The sequence below is a fragment of the Streptomyces sp. NPDC001515 genome, assembly GCF_053597115.1.
Genome location: NZ_JBSFHN010000023.1, coordinates 74,748 through 99,696, shown reverse-complemented (window position 1 = coordinate 99,696; position 24,949 = coordinate 74,748). Strand labels below are relative to the sequence as shown.

The 24,949-nt window shown below is 72.8% G+C and carries 28 protein-coding genes; 12 read left to right on the top strand and 16 right to left on the bottom strand.

The genetic code is table 11. From position 1 onward, the window contains the following. Positions 1–26: 26 nt before the first annotated feature. Complete coding sequence (locus ACWCXC_RS24240; protein WP_450681500.1) at positions 27–1,781, bottom strand: acetyl/propionyl/methylcrotonyl-CoA carboxylase subunit alpha; 1,755 nt, start codon at positions 1,779–1,781, stop codon at positions 27–29. A gap of 394 nt (positions 1,782–2,175) precedes the next feature. Between ACWCXC_RS24240 and ACWCXC_RS24235 the strand changes: the two genes are divergently transcribed. Further along, positions 2,176–2,640 (top strand): hypothetical protein, encoded by a 465-nt coding sequence (locus ACWCXC_RS24235; RefSeq protein ID WP_450681501.1) that lies wholly within the window; start codon positions 2,176–2,178, stop codon positions 2,638–2,640. Between the two features lie 16 nt (positions 2,641–2,656). Here ACWCXC_RS24235 and ACWCXC_RS24230 read toward each other — a convergent pair whose 3' ends face one another. The 4 genes from ACWCXC_RS24230 to ACWCXC_RS24215 all read right to left on the bottom strand — a co-directional run bounded on the left by ACWCXC_RS24230 (position 2,657) and on the right by ACWCXC_RS24215 (position 5,319). Further along, positions 2,657–3,265, bottom strand: coding sequence for a nucleoside triphosphate pyrophosphatase (locus ACWCXC_RS24230; RefSeq protein WP_450890516.1), 609 nt, complete (start codon positions 3,263–3,265; stop codon positions 2,657–2,659). Positions 3,266–3,297: 32 nt separating this feature from the next. Next, positions 3,298–3,426 carry a morphogenic membrane protein MmpB gene (mmpB, locus tag ACWCXC_RS24225; RefSeq protein WP_450681503.1) on the bottom strand — a complete coding sequence of 43 codons (129 nt, stop codon included), beginning with the start codon at positions 3,424–3,426 and terminating at the stop codon, positions 3,298–3,300. 79 nt (positions 3,427–3,505) lie between these two features. Further along, complete coding sequence (locus ACWCXC_RS24220) at positions 3,506–3,712, bottom strand: acyl-CoA carboxylase epsilon subunit (RefSeq protein WP_450681504.1); 207 nt, start codon at positions 3,710–3,712, stop codon at positions 3,506–3,508. 14 nt (positions 3,713–3,726) lie between these two features. Then, complete coding sequence (locus ACWCXC_RS24215) at positions 3,727–5,319, bottom strand: acyl-CoA carboxylase subunit beta (protein ID WP_450890515.1); 1,593 nt, start codon at positions 5,317–5,319, stop codon at positions 3,727–3,729. A gap of 157 nt (positions 5,320–5,476) precedes the next feature. On the opposite strand from ACWCXC_RS24215, the gene ACWCXC_RS24210 reads away from it, so the two are divergent. The 5 genes from ACWCXC_RS24210 (at position 5,477) to hutH (ending at position 11,439) form a co-directional block, all read left to right on the top strand. Next, the gene (locus tag ACWCXC_RS24210; protein WP_450890514.1) at positions 5,477–6,340 is read left to right on the top strand and encodes a biotin--[acetyl-CoA-carboxylase] ligase; all 864 of its coding nucleotides are present in this window, start codon (positions 5,477–5,479) and stop codon (positions 6,338–6,340) included. Between the two features lie 121 nt (positions 6,341–6,461). After that, on the top strand, positions 6,462–7,646 hold the full coding sequence (locus tag ACWCXC_RS24205; protein ID WP_450681507.1) for an adenylate/guanylate cyclase domain-containing protein: 1,185 nt from the start codon (positions 6,462–6,464) through the stop codon (positions 7,644–7,646). A 100-nt stretch (positions 7,647–7,746) separates the two neighbouring features. Next, positions 7,747–8,559 carry an enoyl-CoA hydratase/isomerase family protein gene (locus tag ACWCXC_RS24200; RefSeq protein ID WP_450890513.1) on the top strand — a complete coding sequence of 271 codons (813 nt, stop codon included), beginning with the start codon at positions 7,747–7,749 and terminating at the stop codon, positions 8,557–8,559. A 94-nt stretch (positions 8,560–8,653) separates the two neighbouring features. Beyond that, positions 8,654–9,820 (top strand): diguanylate cyclase domain-containing protein, encoded by a 1,167-nt coding sequence (locus ACWCXC_RS24195; protein WP_450890512.1) that lies wholly within the window; start codon positions 8,654–8,656, stop codon positions 9,818–9,820. 68 nt (positions 9,821–9,888) lie between these two features. Next, positions 9,889–11,439, top strand: coding sequence for a histidine ammonia-lyase (gene hutH, locus ACWCXC_RS24190; RefSeq protein WP_450890511.1), 1,551 nt, complete (start codon positions 9,889–9,891; stop codon positions 11,437–11,439). A gap of 74 nt (positions 11,440–11,513) precedes the next feature. Here the strand turns inward: hutH and ACWCXC_RS24185 are convergent, their stop codons facing one another. Then, the gene (locus ACWCXC_RS24185) at positions 11,514–11,804 is read right to left on the bottom strand and encodes a hypothetical protein (protein ID WP_450681511.1); all 291 of its coding nucleotides are present in this window, start codon (positions 11,802–11,804) and stop codon (positions 11,514–11,516) included. Between the two features lie 549 nt (positions 11,805–12,353). On the opposite strand from ACWCXC_RS24185, the gene ACWCXC_RS24180 reads away from it, so the two are divergent. From ACWCXC_RS24180 to ACWCXC_RS24170, 3 genes are all read left to right on the top strand, one after another. Beyond that, a complete protein-coding gene (locus ACWCXC_RS24180; RefSeq protein WP_450890510.1) occupies positions 12,354–13,628 on the top strand; it encodes a L,D-transpeptidase in 1,275 nt (424 codons plus the stop codon). Between the two features lie 162 nt (positions 13,629–13,790). Continuing rightward, positions 13,791–15,254, top strand: a complete 1,464-nt coding sequence (locus ACWCXC_RS24175) for an ABC transporter permease (protein WP_450890509.1) — start codon at positions 13,791–13,793, stop codon at positions 15,252–15,254. Between the two features lie 64 nt (positions 15,255–15,318). Then, positions 15,319–16,002, top strand: coding sequence for an ABC transporter ATP-binding protein (locus ACWCXC_RS24170; protein ID WP_450681514.1), 684 nt, complete (start codon positions 15,319–15,321; stop codon positions 16,000–16,002). A 70-nt stretch (positions 16,003–16,072) separates the two neighbouring features. On the opposite strand, the gene ACWCXC_RS24165 is transcribed toward ACWCXC_RS24170, so the two are convergent. Next, positions 16,073–16,552: an RDD family protein gene (locus ACWCXC_RS24165; RefSeq protein ID WP_450681590.1), complete on the bottom strand. Its 480-nt coding sequence runs from the start codon at positions 16,550–16,552 to the stop codon at positions 16,073–16,075. 322 nt (positions 16,553–16,874) lie between these two features. Here ACWCXC_RS24165 and ACWCXC_RS24160 point away from each other — a divergent pair, with 322 nt between their 5' ends. Further along, positions 16,875–17,045, top strand: coding sequence for a hypothetical protein (locus ACWCXC_RS24160; protein ID WP_450681515.1), 171 nt, complete (start codon positions 16,875–16,877; stop codon positions 17,043–17,045). A gap of 350 nt (positions 17,046–17,395) precedes the next feature. Continuing rightward, complete coding sequence (gene gdhA / locus ACWCXC_RS24155) at positions 17,396–18,775, top strand: NADP-specific glutamate dehydrogenase (protein WP_450681516.1); 1,380 nt, start codon at positions 17,396–17,398, stop codon at positions 18,773–18,775. 98 nt (positions 18,776–18,873) lie between these two features. Here gdhA and ACWCXC_RS24150 read toward each other — a convergent pair whose 3' ends face one another. The 5 genes from ACWCXC_RS24150 to ACWCXC_RS24130 all read right to left on the bottom strand — a co-directional run bounded on the left by ACWCXC_RS24150 (position 18,874) and on the right by ACWCXC_RS24130 (position 22,041). Continuing rightward, positions 18,874–19,263: a YrdB family protein gene (locus tag ACWCXC_RS24150; RefSeq protein ID WP_450681517.1), complete on the bottom strand. Its 390-nt coding sequence runs from the start codon at positions 19,261–19,263 to the stop codon at positions 18,874–18,876. Continuing rightward, positions 19,263–19,859 (bottom strand): dihydrofolate reductase family protein, encoded by a 597-nt coding sequence (locus ACWCXC_RS24145; RefSeq protein ID WP_450890508.1) that lies wholly within the window; start codon positions 19,857–19,859, stop codon positions 19,263–19,265. The genes ACWCXC_RS24150 and ACWCXC_RS24145 overlap by 1 nt, the downstream gene beginning before the upstream one ends. Before the next feature lie 146 nt (positions 19,860–20,005). Beyond that, complete coding sequence (gene msrA / locus ACWCXC_RS24140; RefSeq protein ID WP_450681519.1) at positions 20,006–20,671, bottom strand: peptide-methionine (S)-S-oxide reductase MsrA; 666 nt, start codon at positions 20,669–20,671, stop codon at positions 20,006–20,008. A 76-nt stretch (positions 20,672–20,747) separates the two neighbouring features. Further along, positions 20,748–20,870 (bottom strand): hypothetical protein, encoded by a 123-nt coding sequence (locus ACWCXC_RS24135; RefSeq protein WP_450681520.1) that lies wholly within the window; start codon positions 20,868–20,870, stop codon positions 20,748–20,750. Between the two features lie 67 nt (positions 20,871–20,937). Beyond that, positions 20,938–22,041, bottom strand: a complete 1,104-nt coding sequence (locus ACWCXC_RS24130; protein WP_450890507.1) for a hypothetical protein — start codon at positions 22,039–22,041, stop codon at positions 20,938–20,940. Between the two features lie 66 nt (positions 22,042–22,107). Between ACWCXC_RS24130 and ACWCXC_RS24125 the strand changes: the two genes are divergently transcribed. After that, entirely contained in the window at positions 22,108–23,253 is a 1,146-nt protein-coding gene (locus tag ACWCXC_RS24125; RefSeq protein WP_450681522.1) for a cystathionine gamma-synthase, read from the top strand. A gap of 93 nt (positions 23,254–23,346) precedes the next feature. Here ACWCXC_RS24125 and ACWCXC_RS24120 read toward each other — a convergent pair whose 3' ends face one another. The 4 genes from ACWCXC_RS24120 to ACWCXC_RS24105 form a co-directional block, all read right to left on the bottom strand. Then, positions 23,347–23,538, bottom strand: coding sequence for a DUF1059 domain-containing protein (locus tag ACWCXC_RS24120; RefSeq protein WP_450681523.1), 192 nt, complete (start codon positions 23,536–23,538; stop codon positions 23,347–23,349). 73 nt (positions 23,539–23,611) lie between these two features. Then, positions 23,612–23,860 (bottom strand): hypothetical protein, encoded by a 249-nt coding sequence (locus tag ACWCXC_RS24115; RefSeq protein ID WP_450890506.1) that lies wholly within the window; start codon positions 23,858–23,860, stop codon positions 23,612–23,614. Further along, entirely contained in the window at positions 23,857–24,351 is a 495-nt protein-coding gene (locus tag ACWCXC_RS24110) for a sigma factor-like helix-turn-helix DNA-binding protein (protein WP_450890505.1), read from the bottom strand. Before ACWCXC_RS24110 ends, ACWCXC_RS24115 begins: the two co-directional genes overlap by 4 nt. Before the next feature lie 60 nt (positions 24,352–24,411). Further along, the gene (locus tag ACWCXC_RS24105) at positions 24,412–24,939 is read right to left on the bottom strand and encodes a MarR family winged helix-turn-helix transcriptional regulator (protein ID WP_450681526.1); all 528 of its coding nucleotides are present in this window, start codon (positions 24,937–24,939) and stop codon (positions 24,412–24,414) included. Between the last annotated feature and the right edge of the window lie 10 nt (positions 24,940–24,949).

Here is a 24,949-nt window from a genome sequence, read left to right as displayed (position 1 = left end):
GGGCGCCGGCGGAGCGGACGGGCGGATCAGTCCTTGATCTCGCAGAGGACCGCGCCGGAGGAGACCGAGCTGCCGACCTCGGCGGCCAGGCCCTTGACCGTGCCGGCCCGGTGGGCGTTGATCGGCTGCTCCATCTTCATGGCCTCCAGGACGACGATCAGATCGCCCTCCTGGACCTCCTGGCCCTCCTCGACGGCGACCTTGACGATGGTGCCCTGCATCGGGGAGGCGAGGGTGTCGCCGGAGACCGCCGAACCGGACTTCTTCGCCGCGCGGCGCTTGGGCTTGGCGCCCGCCGCGAGGCCCGTACGGGCCAGGCTCATGCCCAGCGAGGAGGGCAGAGAGACCTCCAGGCGCTTGCCGCCGACCTCGACGACCACCGTCTCGCGGCCCGCCTCGTCGTCCGCCTCGGCCTCGGCGGGCGCGGTGAACGGCTTGATCTCGTTGACGAACTCCGTCTCGATCCAGCGGGTGTGGACGCGGAACGGGTCGGCGGTGAACGCCGGGTCGGTCACGACCGCGCGGTGGAACGGGATCGCGGTGGCCATGCCCTCGACGTGGAACTCGGCGAGCGCGCGGGAGGCGCGCTGGAGCGCCTGCTCACGGGTCGCACCGGTCACGATCAGCTTGGCGAGCAGGGAGTCCCAGGCCGGGCCGATGACCGAACCGGACTCGACGCCCGTGTCGAGGCGGACGCCCGGACCGGTCGGCGGGTCGAAGCGGGTGACGGTGCCCGGGGCCGGGAGGAAGCCCCGGCCCGGGTCCTCGCCGTTGATCCGGAACTCGAACGAGTGGCCGCGCGAGGCGGGGTCGTCGTAGCCCAGCTCCTCGCCGTCCGCGATCCGGAACATCTCGCGGACCAGGTCGATGCCGGAGACCTCCTCGGTCACCGGGTGCTCGACCTGGAGGCGGGTGTTGACCTCCAGGAAGGAGATCGTGCCGTCCGCGCCGACCAGGAACTCGACCGTGCCGGCGCCGACGTAGCCGGCCTCCTTCAGGATCGCCTTCGAGGCGGCGTACAGCTCCGCGTTCTGCGCGTCGGAGAGGAAGGGGGCCGGGGCCTCCTCGACGAGCTTCTGGTGGCGGCGCTGGAGCGAGCAGTCACGGGTGGAGACGACGACCACGTTGCCGTGGGTGTCGGCCAGGCACTGGGTCTCCACGTGCCGGGGCTTGTCGAGGTAGCGCTCCACGAAGCACTCCCCGCGGCCGAAGGCGGCGACGGCCTCGCGGACGGCGGAGTCGTACAGCTCCGGGATCTCCTCCAGCGTGCGCGCGACCTTCAGCCCGCGCCCGCCGCCGCCGAAGGCGGCCTTGATGGCGATCGGCAGCCCGTTCTCCCGGGCGAAGGCGACGACCTCCTCGGAGCCCGAGACCGGGTCCGGGGTGCCGGCCACCAGCGGGGCGCCGGCGCGCTGGGCGATGTGCCGGGCGGCGACCTTGTCACCGAGGTCCCGGATGGCGTGCGGCGGCGGGCCGATCCAGGTCAGCCCGGCGTCGAGTACGGCCTGGGCGAACTCGGCGTTCTCCGAGAGGAAGCCGTAACCCGGGTGGACCGCGTCCGCCCCGGAGTCCTTGGCGGCCTGGAGCACCTTGGCCATGTCCAGATAGCTGGCGGCCGGGGTGTCACCGCCCAGGGCGAATGCCTCGTCGGCCGCGCGGACGTGCAGAGCGTCGCGGTCGGGGTCGGCGTAGACGGCCACGCTCCCGATACCGGCGTCCCGGCAGGCCCGAGCAACACGGACAGCAATTTCGCCACGGTTGGCGATGAGCACCTTGCGCACGATGGCTCCCTCCTTGAAACAAGCTGAGTTTAGGGACTACCGACACGGCCTTACGACCCGTCCCCAATGGTGAGCTTGCCCACACGGAGTGTGATTCGAGGCTTGCTCGAGTCGCGAAATCCCTTGTGGCACCACGGTACGCCGGGAGCCGTGACCGCACAGTAGCCACGAGGTGTGGTCCAGGTCTCTGTTGGTACGAGCAGCGACGCGCGCTGTTTCTTTGTTGGTTTCCTACTAAGCCGGGAAACATTCTTTGCCCGACGCACTTGGGGGTGAACAACAGGGGTCCGAGGGCCGGGAGGAAGGGGTGGGGCGGGGTCGTGCCGCACCCCTTGTCCCCCGCATTACCCGTTAGTAGGGTCCGGGCATTCACACGTACTGCTGGTAACAGGGGGTGAGCGCCGTGGTGCGCAGGCCGGTGGCTTTCATAGCCGCGCTCGTGCTGTTCGCGGAGGCCGTGGGCGTCGTGATCGTCAACATGGTCCTCGGCACGGTCGTGAAGAACCAGACCATGTCCCTCGCCGGCACCGATCCCGACGTCATGTCCAAGGGCACCTGGGTGCTCGGCGGAGTCTCCGGGGTCTTCCTGCTCCTGTGCGGTGCGCTGCTCCTCGCCGCCGGCCTCCGCGACCGCGCCCCCGGCCGCGCGGCCCGGATCCTCCTCGTCGTCTGCGCCGTCGTCCACGGGGTGCTGGGCGCCCTCACGGTCGGCCTGGTCGGCTGGGCGGCCTTCGCCGGGATGATGCTCGTCCTCGGGCTGATCGTGCTGGTCCTGGTGGCGTACGGCCCCGCCGGCCGGGAGCCGGAACCCGGCCCCGGCGCCGAGCCCGAGCAGCCCGCGGCCCCCGCGCCCGCCTGAGCGGGTCCGGCCGGCCTCAGGCCCAGAGGTCGGTGACCCGGATGCCCAGCTCGCCCAGCAGCCGCCGCAGCAGCGGCAGCGACAGCCCGATCACATTGCCCGGGTCCCCGTCGATGGAGTCCACGAACGGCGCCGAACGCCCGTCCAGGGTGAAGGCGCCCGCGACGTGGAGCGGTTCGCCCGAGGCCACATAGGCGGCGACCTCGGCGTCCGAGGGCTCCCCGAAGCGGACGGTCGTGGACGCGGTCGCCGAGGCGGTGCGCCCGCTCGCGGTGTCGACCAGGCTGTGCCCGGTCCGCAGCACCCCGGAGCGCCCCCGCATCGACTTCCAGCGGGCGGTGGCCTCCTCGGCGTCGGCCGGCTTGCCGAGCGCCTCGCCGTCCAGTTCGAGGACCGAGTCGCAGCCGATCACCAGGGCCCCGGCCGCCTCCGGGCGCGCGGCGACCGCCGCGGCCTTGGCCTCGGCCAGGACCAGGGCCAGTTCGGCGGGGGTCGGGGCGCTCAGCGCGTCCTCGTCGACCCCGCTGACGATCACCTCGGGCGCGAACCCGGCCTGCCGCAGCAGACCGAGACGGGCGGGGGACTGGGAGGCGAGGACGAGGCGGCGGGGCGTCGGCGTGGTCATGGGCGCCATCGTACGGACGCCGGGAGGCCGGCTCAGCGCGTGCCCAGGACGAACATCGCCAGGACCATGGCCAGCGCCAGGACCAGGCCCGCGCGGCGCATCATCGTCTCCGCGTCGCGCAGTTCCTTGGGGGGCTTGTTCTCGGGGTCGGACCAGAGCATGCGGTGATCCTCCCGGTCGGTCCTCGGGCGGCGCCTGAGTACGCGTACTCAGCCCGCCGCCCCCGGCACGTCGCCCGCGTCACACGGGCCAGTACGTGCGCGCCCAGGCGCGCGGGCCGGGCACGTGCCGGCCCCGGCGGGCCAGCCGGCCCGGGTCGGACCACCGGGCGGGCGGCTCCGGAGCCCCGGAGGGCGCGGCGGACGCCGCCGCGGCGCGCGCCCGCACCACCGCCAGGGCGGCGGCCAGCTCCTCCGGGGTCGGGTTGCCCCGTACGACCTTGATCATGGCCAGGACCCTTTCTAGAGGGGGATGTTGCCGTGCTTCTTCGGGGGCAGGGCCTCCCGCTTGGTCCGCAGCTGGCGCAGCCCCTTCACCACGTGGGCGCGGGTCTCGGACGGCATGATCACCGCGTCCACGTAACCGCGCTCGGCCGCCACGTACGGGTTGAGGAGCGCGTCCTCGTAGTCCCGCATCAGCTCGGCACGGGTGGCGTCCCTCTCGTCGGCATCCGTGACGGCTGCGATCGTGCGACGGTGCAGGATGTTGACCGCGCCCTGCGCGCCCATGACGGCGATCTGCGCGGTCGGCCAGGCCACGTTGATGTCCGCGCCCAGGTGCTTGGAGCCCATGACGTCGTACGCGCCGCCGAAGGCCTTGCGGGTGATCACCGTGATCAGCGGGACGGTCGCCTCCGCGTACGCGTAGATCAGCTTCGCGCCGCGCCGGATGATGCCGCCGTACTCCTGGTCGACACCGGGCAGGAAGCCCGGCACGTCCACGAAGGTCAGCACCGGGACGTTGAACGCGTCGCAGGTCCGCACGAACCGCGCCGCCTTCTCACTGGCGTTGATGTCCAGACAGCCGGCGAACTGCATCGGCTGGTTGGCGACCACCCCGACCGGGTGACCCTCCACACGGCCGAAGCCGGTGAGGATGTTCGGCGCGAACAGGGCCTGGGTCTCCAGGAACTCGCCGTCGTCCAGCACGTGCTCGATGGCGGTGTGCATGTCGTACGGCTGGTTCGCCGAGTCCGGGATGAGCGTGTCCAGCTCCCGGTCCTCGTCGCTCACCGCCAGGTCCGCCTCCTCCGGGAAGGCCGGGGCCTCGGAGAGGTTGTTCGACGGCAGGTACGACAGCAGCGACTTGACGTACTCGATGGCGTCCTTCTCGTCGCCCGCCATGTGGTGCGCCACCCCGGAGGTGGTGTTGTGCGTACGGGCGCCGCCCAGCTCCTCGAAGCCGACGTCCTCGCCGGTGACCGTCTTGATGACGTCGGGGCCGGTGATGAACATGTGCGAGGTCTGGTCGACCATCACCGTGAAGTCGGTGATCGCGGGGGAGTAGACCGCACCGCCCGCGCACGGCCCGACGATCAGCGAGATCTGCGGGATCACACCCGAGGCGTGGACGTTGCGGCGGAAGATCTCCGCGAAGAGGCCGAGGGCCGCGACACCCTCCTGGATGCGTGCCCCGCCGCCGTCGTTGATGCCGATGACCGGGCAGCCGGTCTTCAGCGCGAAGTCCATCACCTTGACGATCTTCTCACCGTAGACCTCGCCGAGCGAGCCGCCGAAGATGGTGAAGTCCTGCGAGTACACGCAGACCGGGCGGCCGTCCACCGTGCCGTAGCCGGTGACGACGCCGTCGCCGTACGGGCGGTTCTTCTCGATGCCGAAGTTGGTCGAGCGGTGCCGGGCGAACTCGTCGAGCTCCACGAAGGAGCCCTCGTCGAGAAGGAGATCGACGCGTTCGCGCGCGGTCAGCTTGCCCTTCGCGTGCTGCTTCTCCACCGCGCGCGCGGAACCCGCGTGGGTCGCCTCGTCGATACGGCGCTGCAGGTCCGCGAGCTTGCCCGCGGTGGTGTGGATGTCGGTCTCTTCCGGCTCGGACATCGGGTGGCGGCTCCCTGCCTGGTCACGGGGGACGACTGCCGCTGCCGGCGCTGCGGCCGGTCGGCGGATGGACAGCCGTGGACAGCTACTGAGCCGTAGCGTATCCGCGCGGATACCGTTCGGCAGTGCGTCGTTTGACACACCTAGGGTGGCTTGCATGACTCCCTCGGATGCGCCACACAACCGTTGGTCCGACCTGGACCGGCCGCCCCTGAACCTCGCCGCGCTGCGGCGCGGACTGCTGCGGCCGGACGGGCTGTGGACCGCGCTCGACGTGGTCGAGTCCACCGGTTCCACCAACTCCGACCTCGCCGCGCGGGCCGGCTCCCTCGCCGAGGGCACCGTCCTGGTCGCCGAGGAGCAGACCGCCGGACGCGGCCGGCTGGACCGCGCCTGGTCCGCCCCCGCCCGCTCCGGCCTGTTCTTCTCGGTCTATCTGGCCCCCGGCGGCGTACCGATGGAGCGGTGGGGCTGGCTGCCCCTGCTCACCGGGGTCGCCGTCGCCACCGGCCTGGCCCGCTCGGCCGGCGTCGACACGGCACTGAAATGGCCCAACGACCTGCTGGTCACCGTGGACGGCGGGGAACGCAAGGCCGGCGGCATCCTCGCCGAACGGGCCGGGGACGGCGTCGTCGTCGGCATCGGCCTCAACGTCTCGCTGCGCGCGGACGAACTGCCCGCCCCCACCGCCGGCTCGCTCGCCCTCGCCGGAGCCGTCTCCACCGACCGCGAAACCCTTCTGCGGGCCGTGCTGCGCTCCCTGGAGCAGTGGTACGGGCAGTGGAAGGCGGCCGACGGCGACGCGGCGGCCAGCGGACTCCAGGCGGCCTACGCGGCGGGCTGCGCCACCCTCGGCCGGACCGTGCGCGCCCAGCTGCCGGGCGAGCGCACCCTCACCGGGGAGGCGGTCGCGATCGACGGCGACGGCCGGATCGTCCTGTCCACCGGTGACGGACTGCGCGCACCCGTCTCCGCCGGTGACATCGTGCACCTGAGGGGCGCGGACGGCGGTCTGACCTGACCCGGGTGCCTCGTCCGCTCCCGCCTCTGCGACGTGAGGTAGGGCACACCTGCCGTATCGTTGAGGCGATCCACCGACAGATCGGCAGGGCAGTGCGCAGGGAACGGGCAGGAGGCGGCTGGTGACCGTCGACGACACGAACTCCGGTGCGGGCGAGCAGCCCCCGCCGGGCCCCTCGGTCCACGCGACACCGCATCACGACGTCGACCACACGGCCGAGCCGACCGACGATCCGCTCGCGATCCGGCTGGAGGCGCTCATCCTGGGCGCCGACCGGCGCTACACCCCCTTCCAGGCCGCCCGGACCGCCGGTGTCTCCATGGACCTCGCCTCGCGGTTCTGGCGGGCCATGGGCTTCGCGGACATCGGTCAGGCCAAGGCGCTGACAGAGGCGGACGTGCTCGCGCTGCGGCGGCTCTCCGGTCTGGTCGAGGCCGGGCTGCTCAGCGAGCCGATGGCGATCCAGGTGGCCCGGTCGACCGGCCAGACCACCGCCCGGCTGGCCGAATGGCAGATCGACTCCTTCCTGGAGGGGCTCACCGAGCCGCCCGAGCCGGGGATGACCCGCACCGAGGTCACCTACCCGCTGATCGAGCTGCTGCTGCCGGAGCTGGAGGAGTTCCTGGTCTACGTGTGGCGGCGCCAGCTCGCCGCCGCCACCGGCCGGGTCGTCCAGGCCGCCGACGACGAGGAGATGGTCGACCGCCGTCTGGCCGTCGGCTTTGCCGACCTCGTCGGCTTCACCCGGCTCACCCGGCGCCTGGAGGAGGAGGAGCTGGGCGAACTGGTCGAGTCCTTCGAGACCACCTGCGCCGACCTGGTCGCCGCCCACGGCGGCCGGCTCATCAAGACCCTCGGCGACGAGGTGCTCTTCGCGGCGGACGACGCCGGCACCGCCGCCGAGATCGCGCTGCGCCTCATCGAGGCGATGACCCAGGACGAGACGATGCCGGCCCTGCGCGTGGGCATCGCCTTCGGCACGGTCACCACCCGGATGGGCGATGTCTTCGGGACCACGGTGAACCTCGCCAGCCGGCTGACCTCCATAGCCCCGAAGGACGCCGTGCTGGTGGACGGCGCCTTCGCCGAGGAGCTGATCCGGACCGGCGACGCCCCGGTCTCCGAGGCGCGGGCCGCCCAGGAGGCGGCCGCCGCCGCCGAACGGGCCGAGAAGGAGGGCGCGGAGGGCCGCGAGCCCGCCCCGCTGCCCGCGTACCGCTACGGGCTCCAGCCGATGTGGCAGCGCCCGGTCCGCGGCCTCGGCGTCGTCGAACCCTGGCTCCTGGCCCGCCGCGGCACCTCCTGACACCGCCCCCGGTCCCTTCCGGGGGCGGGGCTACTTTCACCGCACGCCCTAGGATCCTTCCGATAACGCTCGTTAACGCGTCGATCCGAGGGGTGCAGTCATGACGGTCACGTCCGAGCAGAGGTTCGGGGAGTTCGTCGTCGTCCGGAGCCGTGAGGGCCTGGAGCACGTCGCCGAGCTGGTCCTCGACCGGCCGAAGGCCATGAACGCCGTGTCCACGGACATGGCGCGCTCGATCACCGCCGCCTGTGCCGCGCTGGCCGCCGATCCGGCGGTGCGGGTCACGGTGCTCAGCTCCAGCCACGAGCGCGCCTTCTGCGTGGGCGCGGACCTCAAGGAGCGCAACTCCTTCACGGACGCCGATCTGCTGCGCCAGCGGCCCGTCACGCGCGCCGCCTACACGGCCGTGCTGGAGCTGCCGATGCCGACGATCGCGGCCGTGCACGGCTTCGCGCTCGGCGGCGGCTTCGAGCTGGCCCTGTCCTGCGATCTGATCGTGGCCGACCCGACCGCGCTGGTGGGGCTGCCCGAGGTCTCCGTGGGCGTCATCCCGGGCGGCGGCGGCACGCAGCTGCTGCCGCGCCGGATCGGGGCGGCCCGCGCCGCCGAGCTGGTCTTCACGGCCCGGCGGGTGGAGGCCGCCGAGGCCCACGCCCTCGGGCTGGTCGACGAGCTGGTCGGCGCGGGCGAGGACCGGGCCGAGGCGCTGGCCCTGGCCGGGCGGATCGCGGCGAACTCCCCGGTCGGGCTGCGGGCGGCCAAACGGGCGCTGCGGCTGGGCCACGGGCTCGATCTGCGCGCGGGCCTGGAGGTCGAGGACGCCGCGTGGCGCTCGGTGGCCTTCTCCGGCGACCGGGCGGAGGGCGTGGCCGCCTTCAACGAGAAGCGGAAGCCGAACTGGCCCGGCGAGTGACGACAGTCACCCTCGGTGAGGTTTAAGCGACGCACCGTGTCCAAAGGGAGCCGCCAACTGATCAAAGTGCCCGAAATCTCCCTAAGCTGGGGTGATGGGTGGTGACGATGCGCGACTGCGGTCCGTGGTTTCCCTGGCGCAGGCGATGGCCGCGGCGCACACCCCTCGGGGGTGCTGGCGGGCCGCCGCCCTCGGCGCCTGCGAGGCGCTGGGCGGTTCCTTCGCCGCGCTCTCGGTCTGGGAGCGCGGGCCGGGCCGGCTGAGGGTCCTGGTCAACGCGGGCGCCCGGGCCGAGGGGGAGGAGGAGTTCCCCGAGGACGAGACCTATCCGGTCCACCAGTTCCCGGAGATCACCGAGTTCCTGCACGAACGGTGGGCGGGCGGCGGTGAGCCGGACGCCTGGGTGGAGACCGCCGACGAGCCGGAGCGGCCGGCGGTCGCGGGCGTGCGCGGATACGGGCGCGGCTACTGCCACCAGCGGGTGGCGGCCCTGCGGCGGCGGGGGCGCGGCAGCTGCGTCGTCGCGCCGATCGTGCTGCACGGGAGGGCCTGGGGCGAGCTGTACGTGGCCCGTCCGATGGGGGCGCCGGTGTTCGACCGCCGGGACGCGGACTTCGCCACCGTGCTGGCCGCCGTGGCCGCCGCCGGGATCGTCCAGACCGAACGGCTGGAGGAGGTGCGCAAGCTCGCCTTCACCGATCCGCTGACGGGCCTCGCCAACCGTCGGGCCGTGGACGTGCGGATGGACGAGGCGGTGGAGCGGCACCGGGTGCACGGTTCCGTGGTGAGCCTGGTCGTCTGCGACCTCAACGGCCTCAAGCGGGTCAACGACACCCAGGGGCACGCCGTCGGCGACCGCCTGCTGGAACGTTTCGGCTCGGTGCTCTCCCGCTGCGGGGCGATGCTCCCCGGGACGCTCGCGGCCCGGCTCGGCGGCGACGAGTTCTGTCTGCTCGCCGTGGGCCCCGAGGCGGACGAGGTGGTCGCGGTGGCCGCGGAGCTGTGCGACCGGGCGGCCGAGATGGAGCTGGGGGACGGGGTCGCCTGCGGGGTCGCGTCCACCGGCGACCCGATCGGGCCGGACGTCTCCGCCCGTCGGCTCTTCCGGCTGGCGGACGCCGCCCAGTACCGGGCCAAGGCCGCCCGCTCGGCCCGGCCCGTGGTGGCCGGGCGCGACGACGAGGTCATCCGGCTCGCGGACTCCCCGCCGCCCTCCCCGCACGACCGCCGCAGGCTGCGCGGGAACCGTCCCGAGGGCTGAGCCGGGGTAAGGGGTCAACCCGTCGACCGCTAGTGACATGGGGGCTTTCAATCCGTACGCTTCTGAATATGGATATGCACACAGTCGTGGTGGGGACGTCCGGCACCACCGCTCAGGACGTCATCGCCGTGGCCCGCGGCAACGCCCGGGTCGAACTCTCCGCCGCCGCGGTGAGCGCCCTGGCCGCCGCCCGCGAGATCGTGGACGCGCTCGCCGCGAAACCCGAACCGGTCTACGGCGTCTCCACCGGATTCGGCGCGCTGGCCAGCCGCCACATCAGCCCGGACCTGCGCGCCCGCCTCCAGCGCAACATCGTCCGCTCGCACGCCGCCGGGATGGGCCCGAGGGTCGAGCGCGAGGTCGTCAGGGCGCTGATGTTCCTGCGGCTGAAGACCGTCGCCTCGGGCCGTACCGGGGTGCGCCCGGAGGTCGCGCAGACCATGGCGGACGTACTGAACGCCGGGATCACACCCGTCGTCCACGAGTACGGATCGCTCGGCTGCTCCGGCGACCTGGCCCCGCTCTCGCACTGCGCGCTGACCCTCATGGGCGAGGGTGACGCCGAGGGCTCCGACGGGACCGTGCGCCCCGCCGGCGAACTCCTCGCCGCCCACGGCATCACCCCGGTCGAACTGCGCGAGAAGGAGGGCCTGGCCCTCCTCAACGGCACCGACGGCATGCTCGGCATGCTCGTGATGGCCCTCGCGGACCTGCGCACCCTCTACACCTCGGCCGACATCACCGCCGCCCTCTCCCTGGAGGCCCTGCTCGGCACGGACAAGGTCCTCGCCCCCGAACTGCACGCCATCCGCCCGCACCCCGGGCAGGGCGCCAGCGCGGACAACATGCTGCGGGTGCTGGCCGGTTCGGGCCTGACCGGCCACCATCAGGACGACGCGCCGCGCGTCCAGGACGCCTACTCGGTGCGCTGCGCCCCGCAGGTGAACGGCGCGGGCCGCGACACCCTCGCGCACGCCGCGACCGTCGCGGACCGCGAACTGGCCGCCGCCGTCGACAATCCGGTCGTGCTCCCCGACGGCCGGGTCGAGTCCAACGGCAACTTCCACGGGGCGCCGGTCGCGTACGTCCTGGACTTCCTCGCGATCGCCGCCGCCGACCTCGGCTCCATCACCGAGCGCCGCACCGACCGGCTGCTCGACAAGAACCGCTCGCACGGGCTGCCGCCCTTCCTCGCGGACGATGCCGGGGTCGACTCGGGCCTGATGATCGCCCAGTACACCCAGGCCGCCCTGGTCAGCGAGATGAAGCGGCTCGCCGTCCCCGCGTCGGCGGACTCCATCCCGTCCTCCGCGATGCAGGAGGACCACGTCTCCATGGGCTGGTCGGCCGCGCGCAAGCTCCGTACCGCCGTCGACAACCTCGCCAGGATCGTCGCCGTCGAGCTGTATGCGGCGACCCGCGCGATCGAGCTGCGCGCCGCGAAGGGGCTGACCCCGGCGCCCGCCTCCCGCGCCGCGATCGACGCGCTGCGGGCGGCCGGGGCCCAGGGGCCGGGACCGGACCGCTTCCTCGCGCCGGACCTGGCCGCGACGGACGCCTTCGTGCGCGCGGGCGGTCTGGTGGCGGCCGTGGAGCCGGTCACGGGCCCGCTCGCCTGACCGATCGCCGCACGGCGTGCGGAAGCGGCCACCGGATCGGTCCGGTGGCCGCTTCCGTGGTGCGGGGCGGGTGCTCAGCGCACCGGGTGTGGGTCCGCGCGGTGGGCCGAGCGGACGACGTAGCCCGCGCCGGCGCCCAGGAACGCCATGCCGCCGAGCAGATAGGGCGTGGTGTCGAAACCGGGGCCGTTCTCGGCGAGCGCGGTGGCGCCGGGACCGGCCTGGGCGGTGGCCGCCGTGGGGGCCTGGGGGCCGGGCGGTGCCGAAGGGTCGCCGTCCGCGTGGGCGGACGGGACGAACCACAGCGCGCACAGCAGCGTTCCCGCGGCGGTCGCGGTCAGCAGGGGGCGGCGGGGGATGGCCAAGGAAATCGTTCTCCCTCAAGGCAGCCGTGGAGGAGGGGGCGGCCCAAGTGCCGGGCCCCCTCAGGCGTGTTGCGGTGATGCTAGTGAACGCTCCGGGCCCCGGGAAAGGGCGCGGAGGGGGTGGTGACGAGGCGTGCGGGGTCGGTGGCCCGCGCACGCACCGGGACGTCCTGATTCGCACTCTTTCGGGCGGAAATGGTGAGGGACATCACGGACGCCTGCGCCCTGTGCCCGCCCGGTCACCCGACCCCCCGGATCCCGTGCGCATACCGGCATCCGGAGCGGGGAAGGCGAGCAGCCGGAGAGGGGCGCGGCAGCGGTGGCGCTTTTGGCGTCCCGCACAATGGGGGGAACGGAGCCAGGCGGTCGACCGGTGCGCACACCCCGAGCCGGCCAAGGGAACCGCCGCCCCCGCCACCGCGTCGATGAGTGGTGTTCCCCACATCGAAGACGCATGTGGAACGGGTGACCCATGACAGGGGTTCTGGAACATTGAGGGGAAGGCCCGGTCGACGGCCTTGCTCGGGGTTTTCGGGGATTTCGGCAACGATGGAGAAGCGTGTGATGACGGACAGCAAGCGGCGCAAGGGCCTCATGGCCGCGTCCGCACTGCTCGGCGGCGTACTGGTGCTCTCGGCCTGCAACGACAGCGACGGGGACAGTGGCGGGGCCGCGACTCCCGCCGCCTCCACGCAGTCGCAGGCCGCCGACGTCGACAAGGCGGCGGCGCAGGAGACCTCCGAGGCGCAGATAACGATCGCGCCGAAGAACGGTGCGACGAACGCGAGCATCAACAACGCCGCCAAGGTCTCCGTCACCAAAGGCACACTGACGTCCGTCGAGATGACGACGGCCGCCGGCGCGGCGGTCAAGGGCACGATCTCCGCCGACGGCACCAGCTGGAAGCCGGACGTCCAGCTGGAGCGCTCCACCACGTACAAGATCAACGCGACGGCGAAGGACGCCAAGGGCCGCGAGGCCCACGAGAACTCCTCCTTCACCACCGTCTCGCCCGCCAACAGCTTCATCGGGAACTTCACCCCCGAGGACGGCTCCACGGTCGGCGTCGGCATGCCGGTCTCGATCAACTTCAACAAGGCGATCACCGACAAGAAGGCCGTCCAGGCCGGCATCACGGTGACGTCCAGCAGCGGCCAGCAGGTCGTCGGCCACTGGTTCAACTCCCAGCGGCTCGACCTGCGCCCGCAGGAGTACTGGACCGGTGGCTCGACCGTCACGCTGAAGCTCGCCCTGGACGGCGTCGAGGGCGCGGACGGCGTCTACGGCGTCCAGCAGAAGACCGTCACCTTCAAGATCGGGCGCAACCAGGTCTCCACGGTCGACGCCAAGACCCACACGATGACCGTCACCCGGGACGGCAAGACCATCAAGACCATCCCGATCTCCGCGGGCTCGCCCGACAACCCGACGTACAACGGCCAGATGGTGATCTCCGAGAAGTACAAGGAGACCCGGATGAACGGTGCGACCGTCGGCTTCACGGACGACGACGGCAAGGGCGAGTACGACATCAAGGACGTGCCGCACGCCATGCGGCTCTCCACGTCGGGCACCTTCATCCACGGCAACTACTGGGGCAAGGGCATCTTCGGCAAGGTCAACACCAGCCACGGCTGCGTCGGCCTCGCCGACGTCAAGGGCGCCGGCGACCCCAACCAGCCCGCCGCGTGGTTCTACAACAACTCGATGATCGGTGACGTCGTCATCGTCAAGAACTCCCCGGACAAGACGATCCAGCCCGACAACGGCCTCAACGGCTGGAACATGAGCTGGGCGCAGTGGACGGCGGGCTCCCAGGCCTGAGCCGGCCCCCGCTCCCCAGCCGGAACCCCACCCCGTACGCCGGAGGCGGCGGCACCCGATCCCCGAGGATCGCGGAGCCGCCGCCTCCGGCGTACCGCGTTCTCATCCGGATCTCATCGCGGCCTTAACCCACCATCACACGCGCTCCCTAGCCTCGCGCCCATGTTCTTCACCTACCTCCGGCGCGAACTGCGCCGCCGCAGAAAGGCGGCGCTCGTCGTCGCCTCCGGGCTCGCCCTCGGCATCGCGCTGGTCATCATCGTGAGCTCGGTCTCCTCGGGCATGAGCAAGGCCCAGGACAAGGTCCTGGAATCCCTGTACGGCCTCGGTACGGACATGACCGTCACCAAGGCCGCGGCGGCGCCCGGCTCCGGCGGTACCGACCGGCCCCGGTTCCAGTTCGACGCCAAGGACGGCGACGACGACACGACGCAGAGCACGGACCGGGTCATGGTCCAGGGCTTCCAGTCGCTGGCCGCCTCCACCGTCGACCGGGTGGGCGAGCAGAAGGGTGTCGCCGATGCCGTCGGCGGGCTGAGCCTGACGGTCATGAAGGTCGACGGCCAGTTCAAGCGCGGCGAGTTCAAGCAGCGGGAGGGCGGCGCCTCCCAGGGCGGCGGCCCGGGCGGATTCGGCGGTTCCGGTCAGCCGCAGGGCGAGGTCCAGGGCGGCGGCGCCTCCTTCGACGTCAACTCCTACACCGTGTACGGCACCGACGTCACCCGGCAGGACCTCGGCCCGCTCACCTCCTCGAAGATCACCGCCGGACGCACCTTCACGACCGCCGAGACCGACGCGAAGGTGGCCGTCGTCGACGCCGCGTACGCCAAGGAGAAGTCCCTCGCGGTCGGCAAGTCCCTGACGATCCACGGCACGACGTTCTCCGTCATCGGCGTCTCCACCGCCGACAGCGGGGACGCGGCGGCCAACGTCTACGTCCCGCTCCGGCAGGCGCAGACCCTCGCCGACGCGAAGGACAAGGTCACCACGGTCTATGTGAAGGCCACGGACTCGCAGAAGATCGACAGCGTCAAGTCCGCCATCCAGAAGAACATCTCCGGCACCACGGTCACCACCTCGGCCGATCTCGCCGACACCGTCTCCGGCTCCCTGTCCACCGCCTCCGACCTCGCCGCCGGCGTCGGCAAGTGGCTCTCCCTCGCCGTCCTCGCCGCCGCCTTCCTCGTCGCGGGCCTCCTCACCTCCTCCGCCGTCAGCCGGCGCGTCCGCGAGTTCGGCACGCTCAAGGCGCTCGGCTGGAAGAGCGGCCGGGTCACCCGCCAGGTCGTCGGCGAAGCCCTCGTCAACGGTCTGATCGGCGGCGTCCTCGGGATCGCGGTCGGCCTGGCCGGGGCGTACGCCGTCACCGCCGTCAGCCCCACCCTCACCGCCGAACTCGGCTCCTCCGGCGGCGGGATGCGCGGCCCGATGGGCGGCGGCATGGGCGGACCCGGCCGCCAGAGCGCGTCCAAGGCCCTCGACATCGCGCTGACCGCACCCGTCTCCCTCTCGGTCATCCTGACCGCCGTCGGCCTCGCCGTCGCGGGCGGGCTGATCGCGGGTGCCTTCGGCGGCTGGCGCGCCTCCCGGCTCCGCCCGGCGGACGCGCTGCGCCGGGTCGAGTAGCCCGAGCCTCCTCACCCGTCACCCGTCGCGCGACACGCGCCCACCGTCCAGCAGGAGTTGGCCCATGTACACCCTTCACGGCGTCACCAAGCAGTACACCCGGGGGAAGTCCACCGTCCACGCCCTCGCCGGCGTCGACCTCACCATCGAGGACGGCGGCCGGCTCGTCATCCAGGGACCCACCGGCGGCGGCAAGTCCACCCTCCTCCAGATGCTCGGCGGGCTGGACCGGCCCACGGCCGGCACGATCGAGCTCGACGGGGTGGACCTCGCCGGGCTCAGCGAGGCCAGGCTCACCAAGGTGCGCGCCGAGAACATCGGCTTCGTCTTCCAGAGCTTCAACCTCATCCCGACGCTCACCGCCCAGGAGAACGTCGAGACCGCCCTCGTCCCGCTCGGCGTCAGGGCCTCCGAGCGGCGCACCCGGGCCGCCGAGGCGCTCGTCTCCGTCGGCCTCGGCGAACGGCTCGGCCATCTGCCCAGTGAGATGTCCGGCGGCCAGCAGCAGCGCGTCGCCATCGCGCGGGCCCTGGTCAAGCGGCCCAAGGTGCTGCTCGCCGACGAGCCCACCGGCAACCTCGACGAGTCCATGCGCGACGAGATCATGGAGGTGCTGGAAACCCTGTGGAAGGAGCACGGGCTCACCTTCGTCATGGTCACCCACGACAGCGCGATCGCCCGCCGCGCACCGAGACTGGCCACCATCCGCAAGGGCAGGGTCACCATCACGGAGAACGCGGCGGCCTGAGCGGCGGCGGGGTGCGTGCCTCCGGCCGGCCCCTGGCCCCCTCCGCCCCGTCCGCCGGGGCGGTGGAGGCTCAGCCCGTCCGGGCCCGGACGGTGAGGGCCGCAGCGCGGCGGAACGCCGCGAGGTCGCCCCGGCGGACCTGGCGCAGCCCGAGCGGGTCGTCCGAGGCCAGGTGCTCCGCGAGCCCCCGGGGCCCGTGCGGGGCGCCGTACGGGCCCTGGGTGGTGCGGGCCCCGGCCCGCAGTCCGTGCCAGGGCCGCAGGGGCAGCCAGCACAGTCCGTACAGCCAGCGCAGCGCCAGCCGGCCGGGGCCGGGGCGCCGGACCTCCGGCAGGCTCACCACCCGGATGTCCATGATCAGCTTCCCGGCGCCGCCGCCGAAGCAGGCGGTGAGCAGGACCTGGTTCAGGAAGGACAGCGCGAGCACCGGCCCGGCCAGCAGGGCCGCCGCCTGGGCGACCGGGGCGCCGTCCACGTACGGCCTGATCAGCAGCCCCGCCGGGACCACGCACAGATAGCAGTCCAGGCCGACCGCGAGGAAGCGGCGCATCTCGCCGGCCCGGGGCGGTGTGCGGGGCCCGGGGCGTACGGCCGTCCCGGGCCCGGCCGCGCGGGGGGCCGGGCCGGAACCGGGGCGTCTGCGGTGCCCCCGTAACGGTGTCATGCGCGAATCATGACTGATGGCCCCGTGCCGCGTCCCGTGGTCCGCCCGGAGCGTCGCGCACGGGCGGCCACGGCGCGGCGGGCACCCCGGGGGTGCAGCCGGCTACACCCCCGGTCCGGGGGTCCGGCACCTCGTGGTCCGGCGCCCGCGCCGGAAGCATGGAGCAAGAGGCGGACCCGCCCCGCCCGCACCCCGTCTGGAGGAACCCGTGAAGTCACTGCTGTGGACCGTCCTCGTCGGCGCCGTCGCCGCCAATGTCGCCCTCACCTTTCTCGTCGAGCAGGACACGCTCTCCACCGTGCTGAGCGCCGCCTCCGGAGTCGTGTTCCTCGCGGCGGGGGCGGGGCTGTGGATGCTGCGCGGGACCCGGGAGGAGTGACGGGCGGCCCCGCGACCTCACAGCGGCCTCCGGCCCGTTGTGAGGTTCACCACTTCGGCCGGATCCCGGCCGCCGCCGCAACCCGGCCATTGCTGCCCGGATCCGGTCTCGCGCAAGGCCGTTGGCCAGGTACCGAGCCCTTGCGGGCGGGATCACCATGTGGATGGCGCGGGCCTTTCCGCCGGGCCACTGGGACAATCGGTAGGCCACAACGGTCCTGTACGCCGCATGCGTGAGCGCGGTAATGCGCGAAGTCGCGGCGACACCCTCAATGGGGAGGGGGACCTGGCGCGCCCCCCGGGACGGGGGCGCCCCCGCGTGCGAGCCGACCCATGGAAGGTCTTGATCAGATGACGGTCACCCCCGACTCCGCAATCCCCCACGCCGCCGAGAACCGCATCATCGAGCCGCTGTACGCCGAAGTCCTCCGCCGCAACCAGGGCGAGAAGGAGTTCCACCAGGCCGTACGGGAGGTCCTGGAGACCCTCGGCCCGGTGCTCGCGCAGCGGCCGGAGTTCGTGGACGCCCGCATCATCGAGCGCATATGCGAGCCGGAGCGCCAGCTCATCTTCCGGGTGCCGTGGTCGGACGACTCGGGCGACATCCACGTGAACCGCGGCTTCCGGGTCGAGTTCAACAGCTCGCTCGGCCCGTACAAGGGCGGACTGCGCTTCCACCCCTCGGTCAACCTCGGCATCGTGAAGTTCCTCGGCTTCGAGCAGATCTTCAAGAACGCCCTCACCGGCATGCCCATCGGCGGCGGCAAGGGCGGCGCGGACTTCGACCCGAAGGGCCGCTCGGACGCCGAGATCATGCGGTTCTGCCAGTCCTTCATGACCGAGCTGCACCGCCACCTCGGTGAGTACACCGACGTGCCCGCCGGGGACATCGGCGTCGGCGGCCGGGAGATCGGCTATCTCTTCGGCCAGTACAAGCGCATCACCAACCGGTACGAGTCCGGTGTCCTCACCGGCAAGGGCCTCGGCTGGGGCGGTGCGCTGGTGCGCACCGAGGCGACCGGCTACGGCTGCGTCATGTTCACCGCCGAGATGCTCCGCAGCCGCGGCGAGTCCCTGGACGGCCAGCGCATCTCCGTCTCCGGCTCCGGCAACGTCGCGATCTACGCGATCGAGAAGGCCCAGCAGCTCGGCGCGACCGTCGTCACCGCCTCGGACTCCGGCGGCTACGTCGTCGACGACAAGGGCATCGACCTCGACCTCCTCAAGGAGATCAAGGAGCGGGGCCGCGGCCGGATCTCCGAGTACGCCGAGCGGCGCGGCTCGCACGTGAAGTACGTCGAGGGCACCGGCGTCTGGAACGTCCCCGTCGACGTCGCCCTGCCCTGCGCCACGCAGAACGAGCTGCACGAGGCCGACGCCGTGGCCCTCGTCCGGGGCGGGGTCAAGGCCGTCGCGGAGGGCGCCAACATGCCCACCACCCCCGAGGCCGTCCGGGTCCTCCAGGACGCCGGCGTCGCCTTCGCCCCCGGCAAGGCCGCCAACGCGGGCGGGGTCGCCACCAGTGCCCTGGAGATGCAGCAGAACGCCTCGCGCGACTCCTGGACCTTCGCTCACACCGAGGAGCGGCTGGCGGAGATCATGCGCCACATCCACGACTCCTGCTACACCACCGCCGAGCGCTACGGCACCCCCGGCAACTACGTCGTCGGCGCCAACATCGCCGGCTTCGAGCTGGTCGCCGAGGCGATGCTCGCGCAGGGCCTCATCTGACCCCCGCGGCCCTCTCCACCGCCGTACGCACGGTACGGACCGACGGGCCCGGGACCCCTTCCGAGGGGGTCCCGGGCCCGTCGGGCTTCCGAGGGGAGCTACGCGGCGGCGGGCCGCCGCCGGAACGTCTCGGCGAGCGCCGTGTTCACCACGACCACCGCGCCCATCACCCCCGCCGCCACCGGATGCCCGACCCCGTACAGCGCGAGCGCGCCCCCGCCCAGCACCACGGCCTTCACGGCGAGCACCCCGGCGAGCGGCGGCCGGAACCGCGCACGCGGCGCGGCGAACAGACCCCACAGCGCGACGGCCGCCCCGGTCACCACGATTCCCAGCGCCACCCCGGTCGGGCCGCCGTCCCCGCGGTCGTAGCCCCACCGGAACAGGCAGCCCAGCGCCACCAGCTCCAGGACGAACGCCAGGCCCTCGTTGGCCGCCCACCAGGGCCGCCCGGCCACCGACGGGATGACCGGCGTCTCCGGGGGCATCAGACGCCCGCCCGCGTGTACGTGAGGAACAGCGCCCCGCTCTTGAGCACCGTGTGGTCCACGAGCTCCCAGGTGCGCGGGTCGAAGGCGGCCCCGCCGGAGAACAGCGGAATCCCGTTCCCGATGGTCAGCGGAGCGAGCTTCAGGACCAGCGTGTCGATCTCCCCGTACAGCGACTCCGCCAGCCCGGCCCCGCCCAGCAGCCAGATGTCCTTGCCTTCCTGCCGCTTGAGCTCCCGCACGGTCTCCACCGGATCGTCCGCGACCAGCTCCACGCCCGCGTCCGGGCTCTCCTTCAGCGTCCGCGAGAACACCAGATGACGCAGATGCGGATACGCGTCGGTGACCCCGGCCGCGAGCCCGATCTCGTAGCTCCTGCGCCCCTCCAGCACCGTGTCGAACCGCGTCCCCTCCGCCGTCACCGACAGCGCCCGGCGCGCCGGCCCCGGCAGCGTCTCCGGGTACTCGGCGACCAGGTGCGCGATGTAGTCCTCCGGCACGGGCCAGAACCCGCCCGGCCCCGTGGGGTCCGCCCCGTCCGGTCCCGCGATGAAACCGTCGAGCGTGGTGGCGATGTAGTAGACGAGCCTGCGCATGCGGATCCCTTCCCCGTGGATGCCCTGTCACCGTGCCGTGCGGGCGTACGACTGCCCGGTGATCATGGCCTCGGGCCGGCGGTGCGATCAACAGGTCGCGGCGTCGGCATTTCTGACGGGCATTCACGGGACCCCCGGCCCGGGGCTCAGCTCCCCGCCGGTGCCACCCCGATCGGGCAGCTCACGCCCGTGCCGCCGATGCCGCAGTAGCCCGCGGGGTTCTTGTCGAGGTACTGCTGGTGCGCCGGTTCGGCGGGCCAGAAGGTGCGGCCCTCGGCGGGGAGGATCTCGGTGGTGATGTCGCCGTGGCCGGAGGCGGTCAGGACGCGCTGGTACGCCTCGCGGGAGGACGCGGCGGCCTCGGCCTGGGCGGGGGAGTGGGTGTAGACGGCGGAGCGGTACTGGGTGCCGACGTCGTTGCCCTGGCGGAAGCCCTGGGTCGGGTCGTGGGACTCCCAGAAGAGCTTGAGCAGCTCGGCGTACGAGACGACGGCCGGGTCGAAGACGACGCGGACGGCCTCGGTGTGGCCGGTCAGGCCGGAGCAGACCTCTTCGTAGGCCGGGTTCTCCGTGTAGCCGCCCTGGTAGCCGACGAGGGTCGTCCAGACGCCGTCCGTCTGCCAGAACTTCCGCTCGGCGCCCCAGAAACAGCCCAGCGCGAAGTCGGCGACCTCCAGGCCCTCCGGGTACGGGCCCAGCAGCGGGTTGCCCAGCACGGTGTGGCGGGACGGGACGGTGAACTCGGGGACCGGACGGCCGCGCAGGGCCTCCTCCGGGGTGGGGAGCTGCGGGGTGCGGCGGTGCAGGAACATGCGGGGGCTCCTCCTGGGTCGGCGTGGTCCTCGTACAACGCGCCGGGGCCGCCCCGGATTCCTGCCCGGGGCGTCGTCAGCGGCGCGGACCCGCCTCGTCCGACTCCATGGAGGAGACGTAGGCCGACGCCCGCTTGCGGGCCTTGAACCAGAAGTACAGGCCGAGGCCGATGAGGATCAGGGGGACGAGGCGTGCCACGGGGTACCGGTCCTTGGTGTCGGGGGCGGGGTGCGGCCCCACCGTGCCACACCGGCCCGCGGCGCCACTACCTCGGCAGCGTCGCCGGGCTGCCGCCGTTCGCCTCGTAGCCCGCGACCGCCAGCGCCCGGTACACCGCGTACTCGGCCGCCGGGTCCGAGCTCTCCGTCCACGGCAGGGCGCCCACGTGGCCGTCGATGTGGACGAGCTGGGTCATGGCCTCGGCCCACCGCTCCATGCGGACCAGGAAGAGGACGAGGAGGTGGCGCACGTGGGCGAGCATCGGGTCGTCGGGGCGGGCGGAGTGGACGGCGTACATCGCGCCCTCCACGGCGCGGGTGACGACCTGGCTCTGGTAGAAGCCGCGCACGAAGTTGACCTCCGGCAGGTGCTCGTACACCGCGAAGAGCGGCAGCGCGGCCAGCAGGGAGCCCTGCGGGGCGCGGGCGGCCGCCGCCGTGGCGAAGGCGTCGGCCTCCTCGCGGGAGCCGTGCCACTTCTCGCACCAGAAGTGCAGGGCCGCGATGTGGGCGCCCATATGGGCCGGGGCGCGGTCGATGATCTTCGCCCAGAGCCGGTCGAACTCCTCGTGGGAGTAGCCCAGCCCACGGGCCACCGCCAGCTCCACCAGATAGGGGACCGGATCGCCCGGGGCCAGCAGCGCCGCCTCGGCGGCCACCGTACGCGCCTCCTCCAGGATGATCCGGAAGTCGTCCGTTCCCGCCGTCGAGGACCGCCAGGCCTGCTGGACCAGGAACTCCGCGTGCACCGCCGCCGCGCCCGCGTCCTTGGGCGCCTCGGCCCGCCACGCGCGCAGCCACGCCCCGCCGACGCCCGGCTGCCGCATCAGCTCCAGCGAGGCGGCCCCGGCGAACGCCTGCACCCGCTGCCAGCGGACCTCGCCCTCCTTCGGCGTCCCGGCGAGCAGCTGGGAGGCCGCCTTCCAGGACTGGGTGTGCTGGACCACGTCCAGGACGTCGAGGAGATCCTGGTCGGGGCCGGGCATCCGGATGTCCAGCTCCTCCTGGCGCACGAAGCCGTAGGTGTCCGGATCGGCGGCGTCCGGGGACCCCGGGGCCACCTGGCGGATAGCGCCCCGGCGACGCAGCGCGAAGGGACCGATCACCGCCGCGAGCATGCACAGCGCGAGCAGGAACCACAGAATCTCCATGCCCCCATTGTCACCGGACGGCCAGGTGGCCCGTGAGCGCCCTCGTGACGAACTACGCTCGGCCCCATGAGCGACCAGCACAGCTTCGAGACCCTCGCGATCCACGCGGGCAACACCGCCGATCCCCTCACCGGCGCCGTGGTCCCGCCCATTTACCAGGTGTCCACGTACAAGCAGGACGGCGTGGGCGGGCTGCGCGGCGGCTACGAGTACAGCCGCAGCGCCAACCCGACGCGCACCGCCCTGGAGGAGAACCTGGCGGCCCTGGAGGGCGGCCGCCGCGGTCTCGCCTTCGCCTCCGGCCTCGCCGCCGAGGACTGCCTGCTCCGTACGCTGCTGACCCCCGGCGACCACGTGGTCATCCCGAACGACGCCTACGGCGGCACGTTCCGGCTGTTCGCGAAGGTCGCCTCGCGCTGGGGCGTGGAGTTCTCGGTCGCCGACACCTCCGACGTGGCCGCCGTACGGGCCGCGATCACCCCGCGCACCAAGGCCGTCTGGGTGGAGACCCCCTCCAACCCGCTGCTCGGCATCACCGACATCGCGGCCGTCGCCGGCGTCGCCCGCTCCGCCGGGGCGCTCCTCGTCGTCGACAACACCTTCGCGAGCCCCTACCTCCAGCAGCCGCTGGCGCTCGGCGCCGATGTGGTCGTGCACTCCACCACCAAGTACATGGGCGGCCACTCCGACGTGGTCGGCGGTGCGCTGATCGTCAACGACCCGGACCTCGCGGAGGAGTTGGCGTACCACCAGAACGCCATGGGCGCCGTCGCCGGGCCGTTCGACGCCTGGCTGGTGCTGCGCGGCATCAAGACGCTCGCCGTCCGGATGGACCGGCACTGCGAGAACGCCGCCAAGGTCACCGAGCTGCTGACCCGCCATCCCGAGGTCACCCAGGTCCTCTACCCCGGGCTTCCCGAGCACCGGGGCCACGAGACCGCCGCCAAGCAGATGCGCGCCTTCGGCGGCATGGTGTCCTTCCGCGTCCGGGGCGGCGAGGAGGCGGCCGTCGCGGTCTGCGACCGCGCGAAGCTCTTCACGCTCGGTGAGTCGCTGGGCGGTGTCGAATCGCTGCTCGAACACCCCGGCCGGATGACCCACGCCTCCGCCGCCGGCTCCCCGCTGGAGGTCCCCGCCGACCTGGTCCGCCTCTCCGTCGGCATCGAGAACGCCGACGACCTGCTGGCCGACCTCACCCAGGCCCTCGGCTGAGCCCGTCCGCGCGGCGGAAGGGGGCGGGACCGGCCGCACGGCCCGTCCCGCCCCCTTTTTTCTTTCCCGGCTCGGACCGAGTTCCTTCCCGGCTCAGGCCGAAGCCTTCTCGTCCTCCAGCGACGCTCTGATCTGCTCCCGCAGTTCGGGGCTGTCCGTGTGTTCGTGCACCGAGACCGCGTGCTCGGTCGCGGCCCGGACGACCTCGTCCTCCTCGCCGGAAATGGCCAGCGAGCAGTGCGACACGCTCGGATACTTGCGGCAGTCAGCGATCTTCCTCGTCATCACAGCCTCCTCGGCCGGTGGTGCCGCTCCCCTCCAGGATAGATCGGAAATACCGCAACGAAACGGGTGGTCGTCACCATTGCAGCGGCGGGGTCGTCTCGGCCGGCGGGGCGTGCCACGGCCGGACCGTCACCGCCCAGACCGTGAACGCCAGCACGATCGCGGTCGCCGTCAGCAGCCAGATCCGCCGCAGCACCCGCCGTCTGCGCAGCCGTCCGGCGCCCCGCCGCACCGCCCGCGCCGCCAGATCGGCCGGCACCTGCGGGTGCGGCGTCTCCAGCATCCGCCGGACCTCGTCCTCCCTGCGTCCGGTCCCGCTCACCCGGCCGCACCCAACTGCCCCAGGTGCCAACGCCGTTCGGTCGGCGCACGGGTGCCGCGCATGGTGGCCACCGAGCGGTTGCAGACCGCGCGGACGCGGTCGGCCGGCACCCCGAGCAGGGCGGCGGTCTGCTCCTCGGGCACCCCTTCGTACAGCCGCAGGACCAGCACCAGCCGCTCCTGCGGGGTCAGCCGGCCCAGCAGCCCGCCGCGCGGCCGGTGGTGGCGCCACGCCTCACGGGCGAAACGGGCGGCCAGATCCTCGCGGGTGCGGTTGTACGGGTCCTCGCCGTGCAGCCGGTCCCATTCCGCGTACGTCCGGGCCAGCGCGTCCGTCAGCAGCCGCAGCGCGCGGGGATGGGCGTCGGGCGGGTCGGCCGGCTCGGCGGTGAGCAGCGCGGCGGTGTGCAGCAGCCGGCCCGCCGCGCCCGCCACGAAGGCATCGAACTCCTGGGCGCGGCGCCGCTCCCGGCCCGCCTGACGCTCTCGCACGGGTCCATCGCAACGCCCCGCGGCCCCGGGGTCAACCCCCGGGGGACGTAAGGAGGTTGATCAGTTCGACGGAGGCTGGTGGGCGGCCTGCCGGGCGGCCAGCGCGGCGTTGAACCGGGTGAGGAGCGTGCAGAAGGTGTCGCGCTCGTCCTCCGTCCACTCGTCCGTCACCTGGGACATCAGTGCGCGCCGCGAGGCCCGCACCTCCTCCAGCCGGGCCTGGCCGCGCGGCGACAGCTGGAGCACGACCGCGCGCCCGTCCTCGGGGTGCGAGGTGCGCTTGACGAGGCCGGTGTCCACCAGCGGCGCGACCTGGCGGGTCACCGTCGACGAATCGATCCCCATCCCGGCGGCCAGCGCCTTGACGCCCATCGGGCCTTCCCGGTCCAGCCGGTTGAGCAGCAGATACGCGGCCCGGTCCATGGAATTGCGCACCTGGCCGACACCGCCGAGGCGGGTCTGCTCGGCACGCCGGGCGAAGACCGCCACCTGGTGCTGCAGAACGTCGAGCAAGTGGTCGTGACCCGGGTTCTCCGGGGCTGCGCCCCCGGAAGGAGACGCGGCAGTCGTCATGTCCTGAGGGGGCATGGCCGGGGGC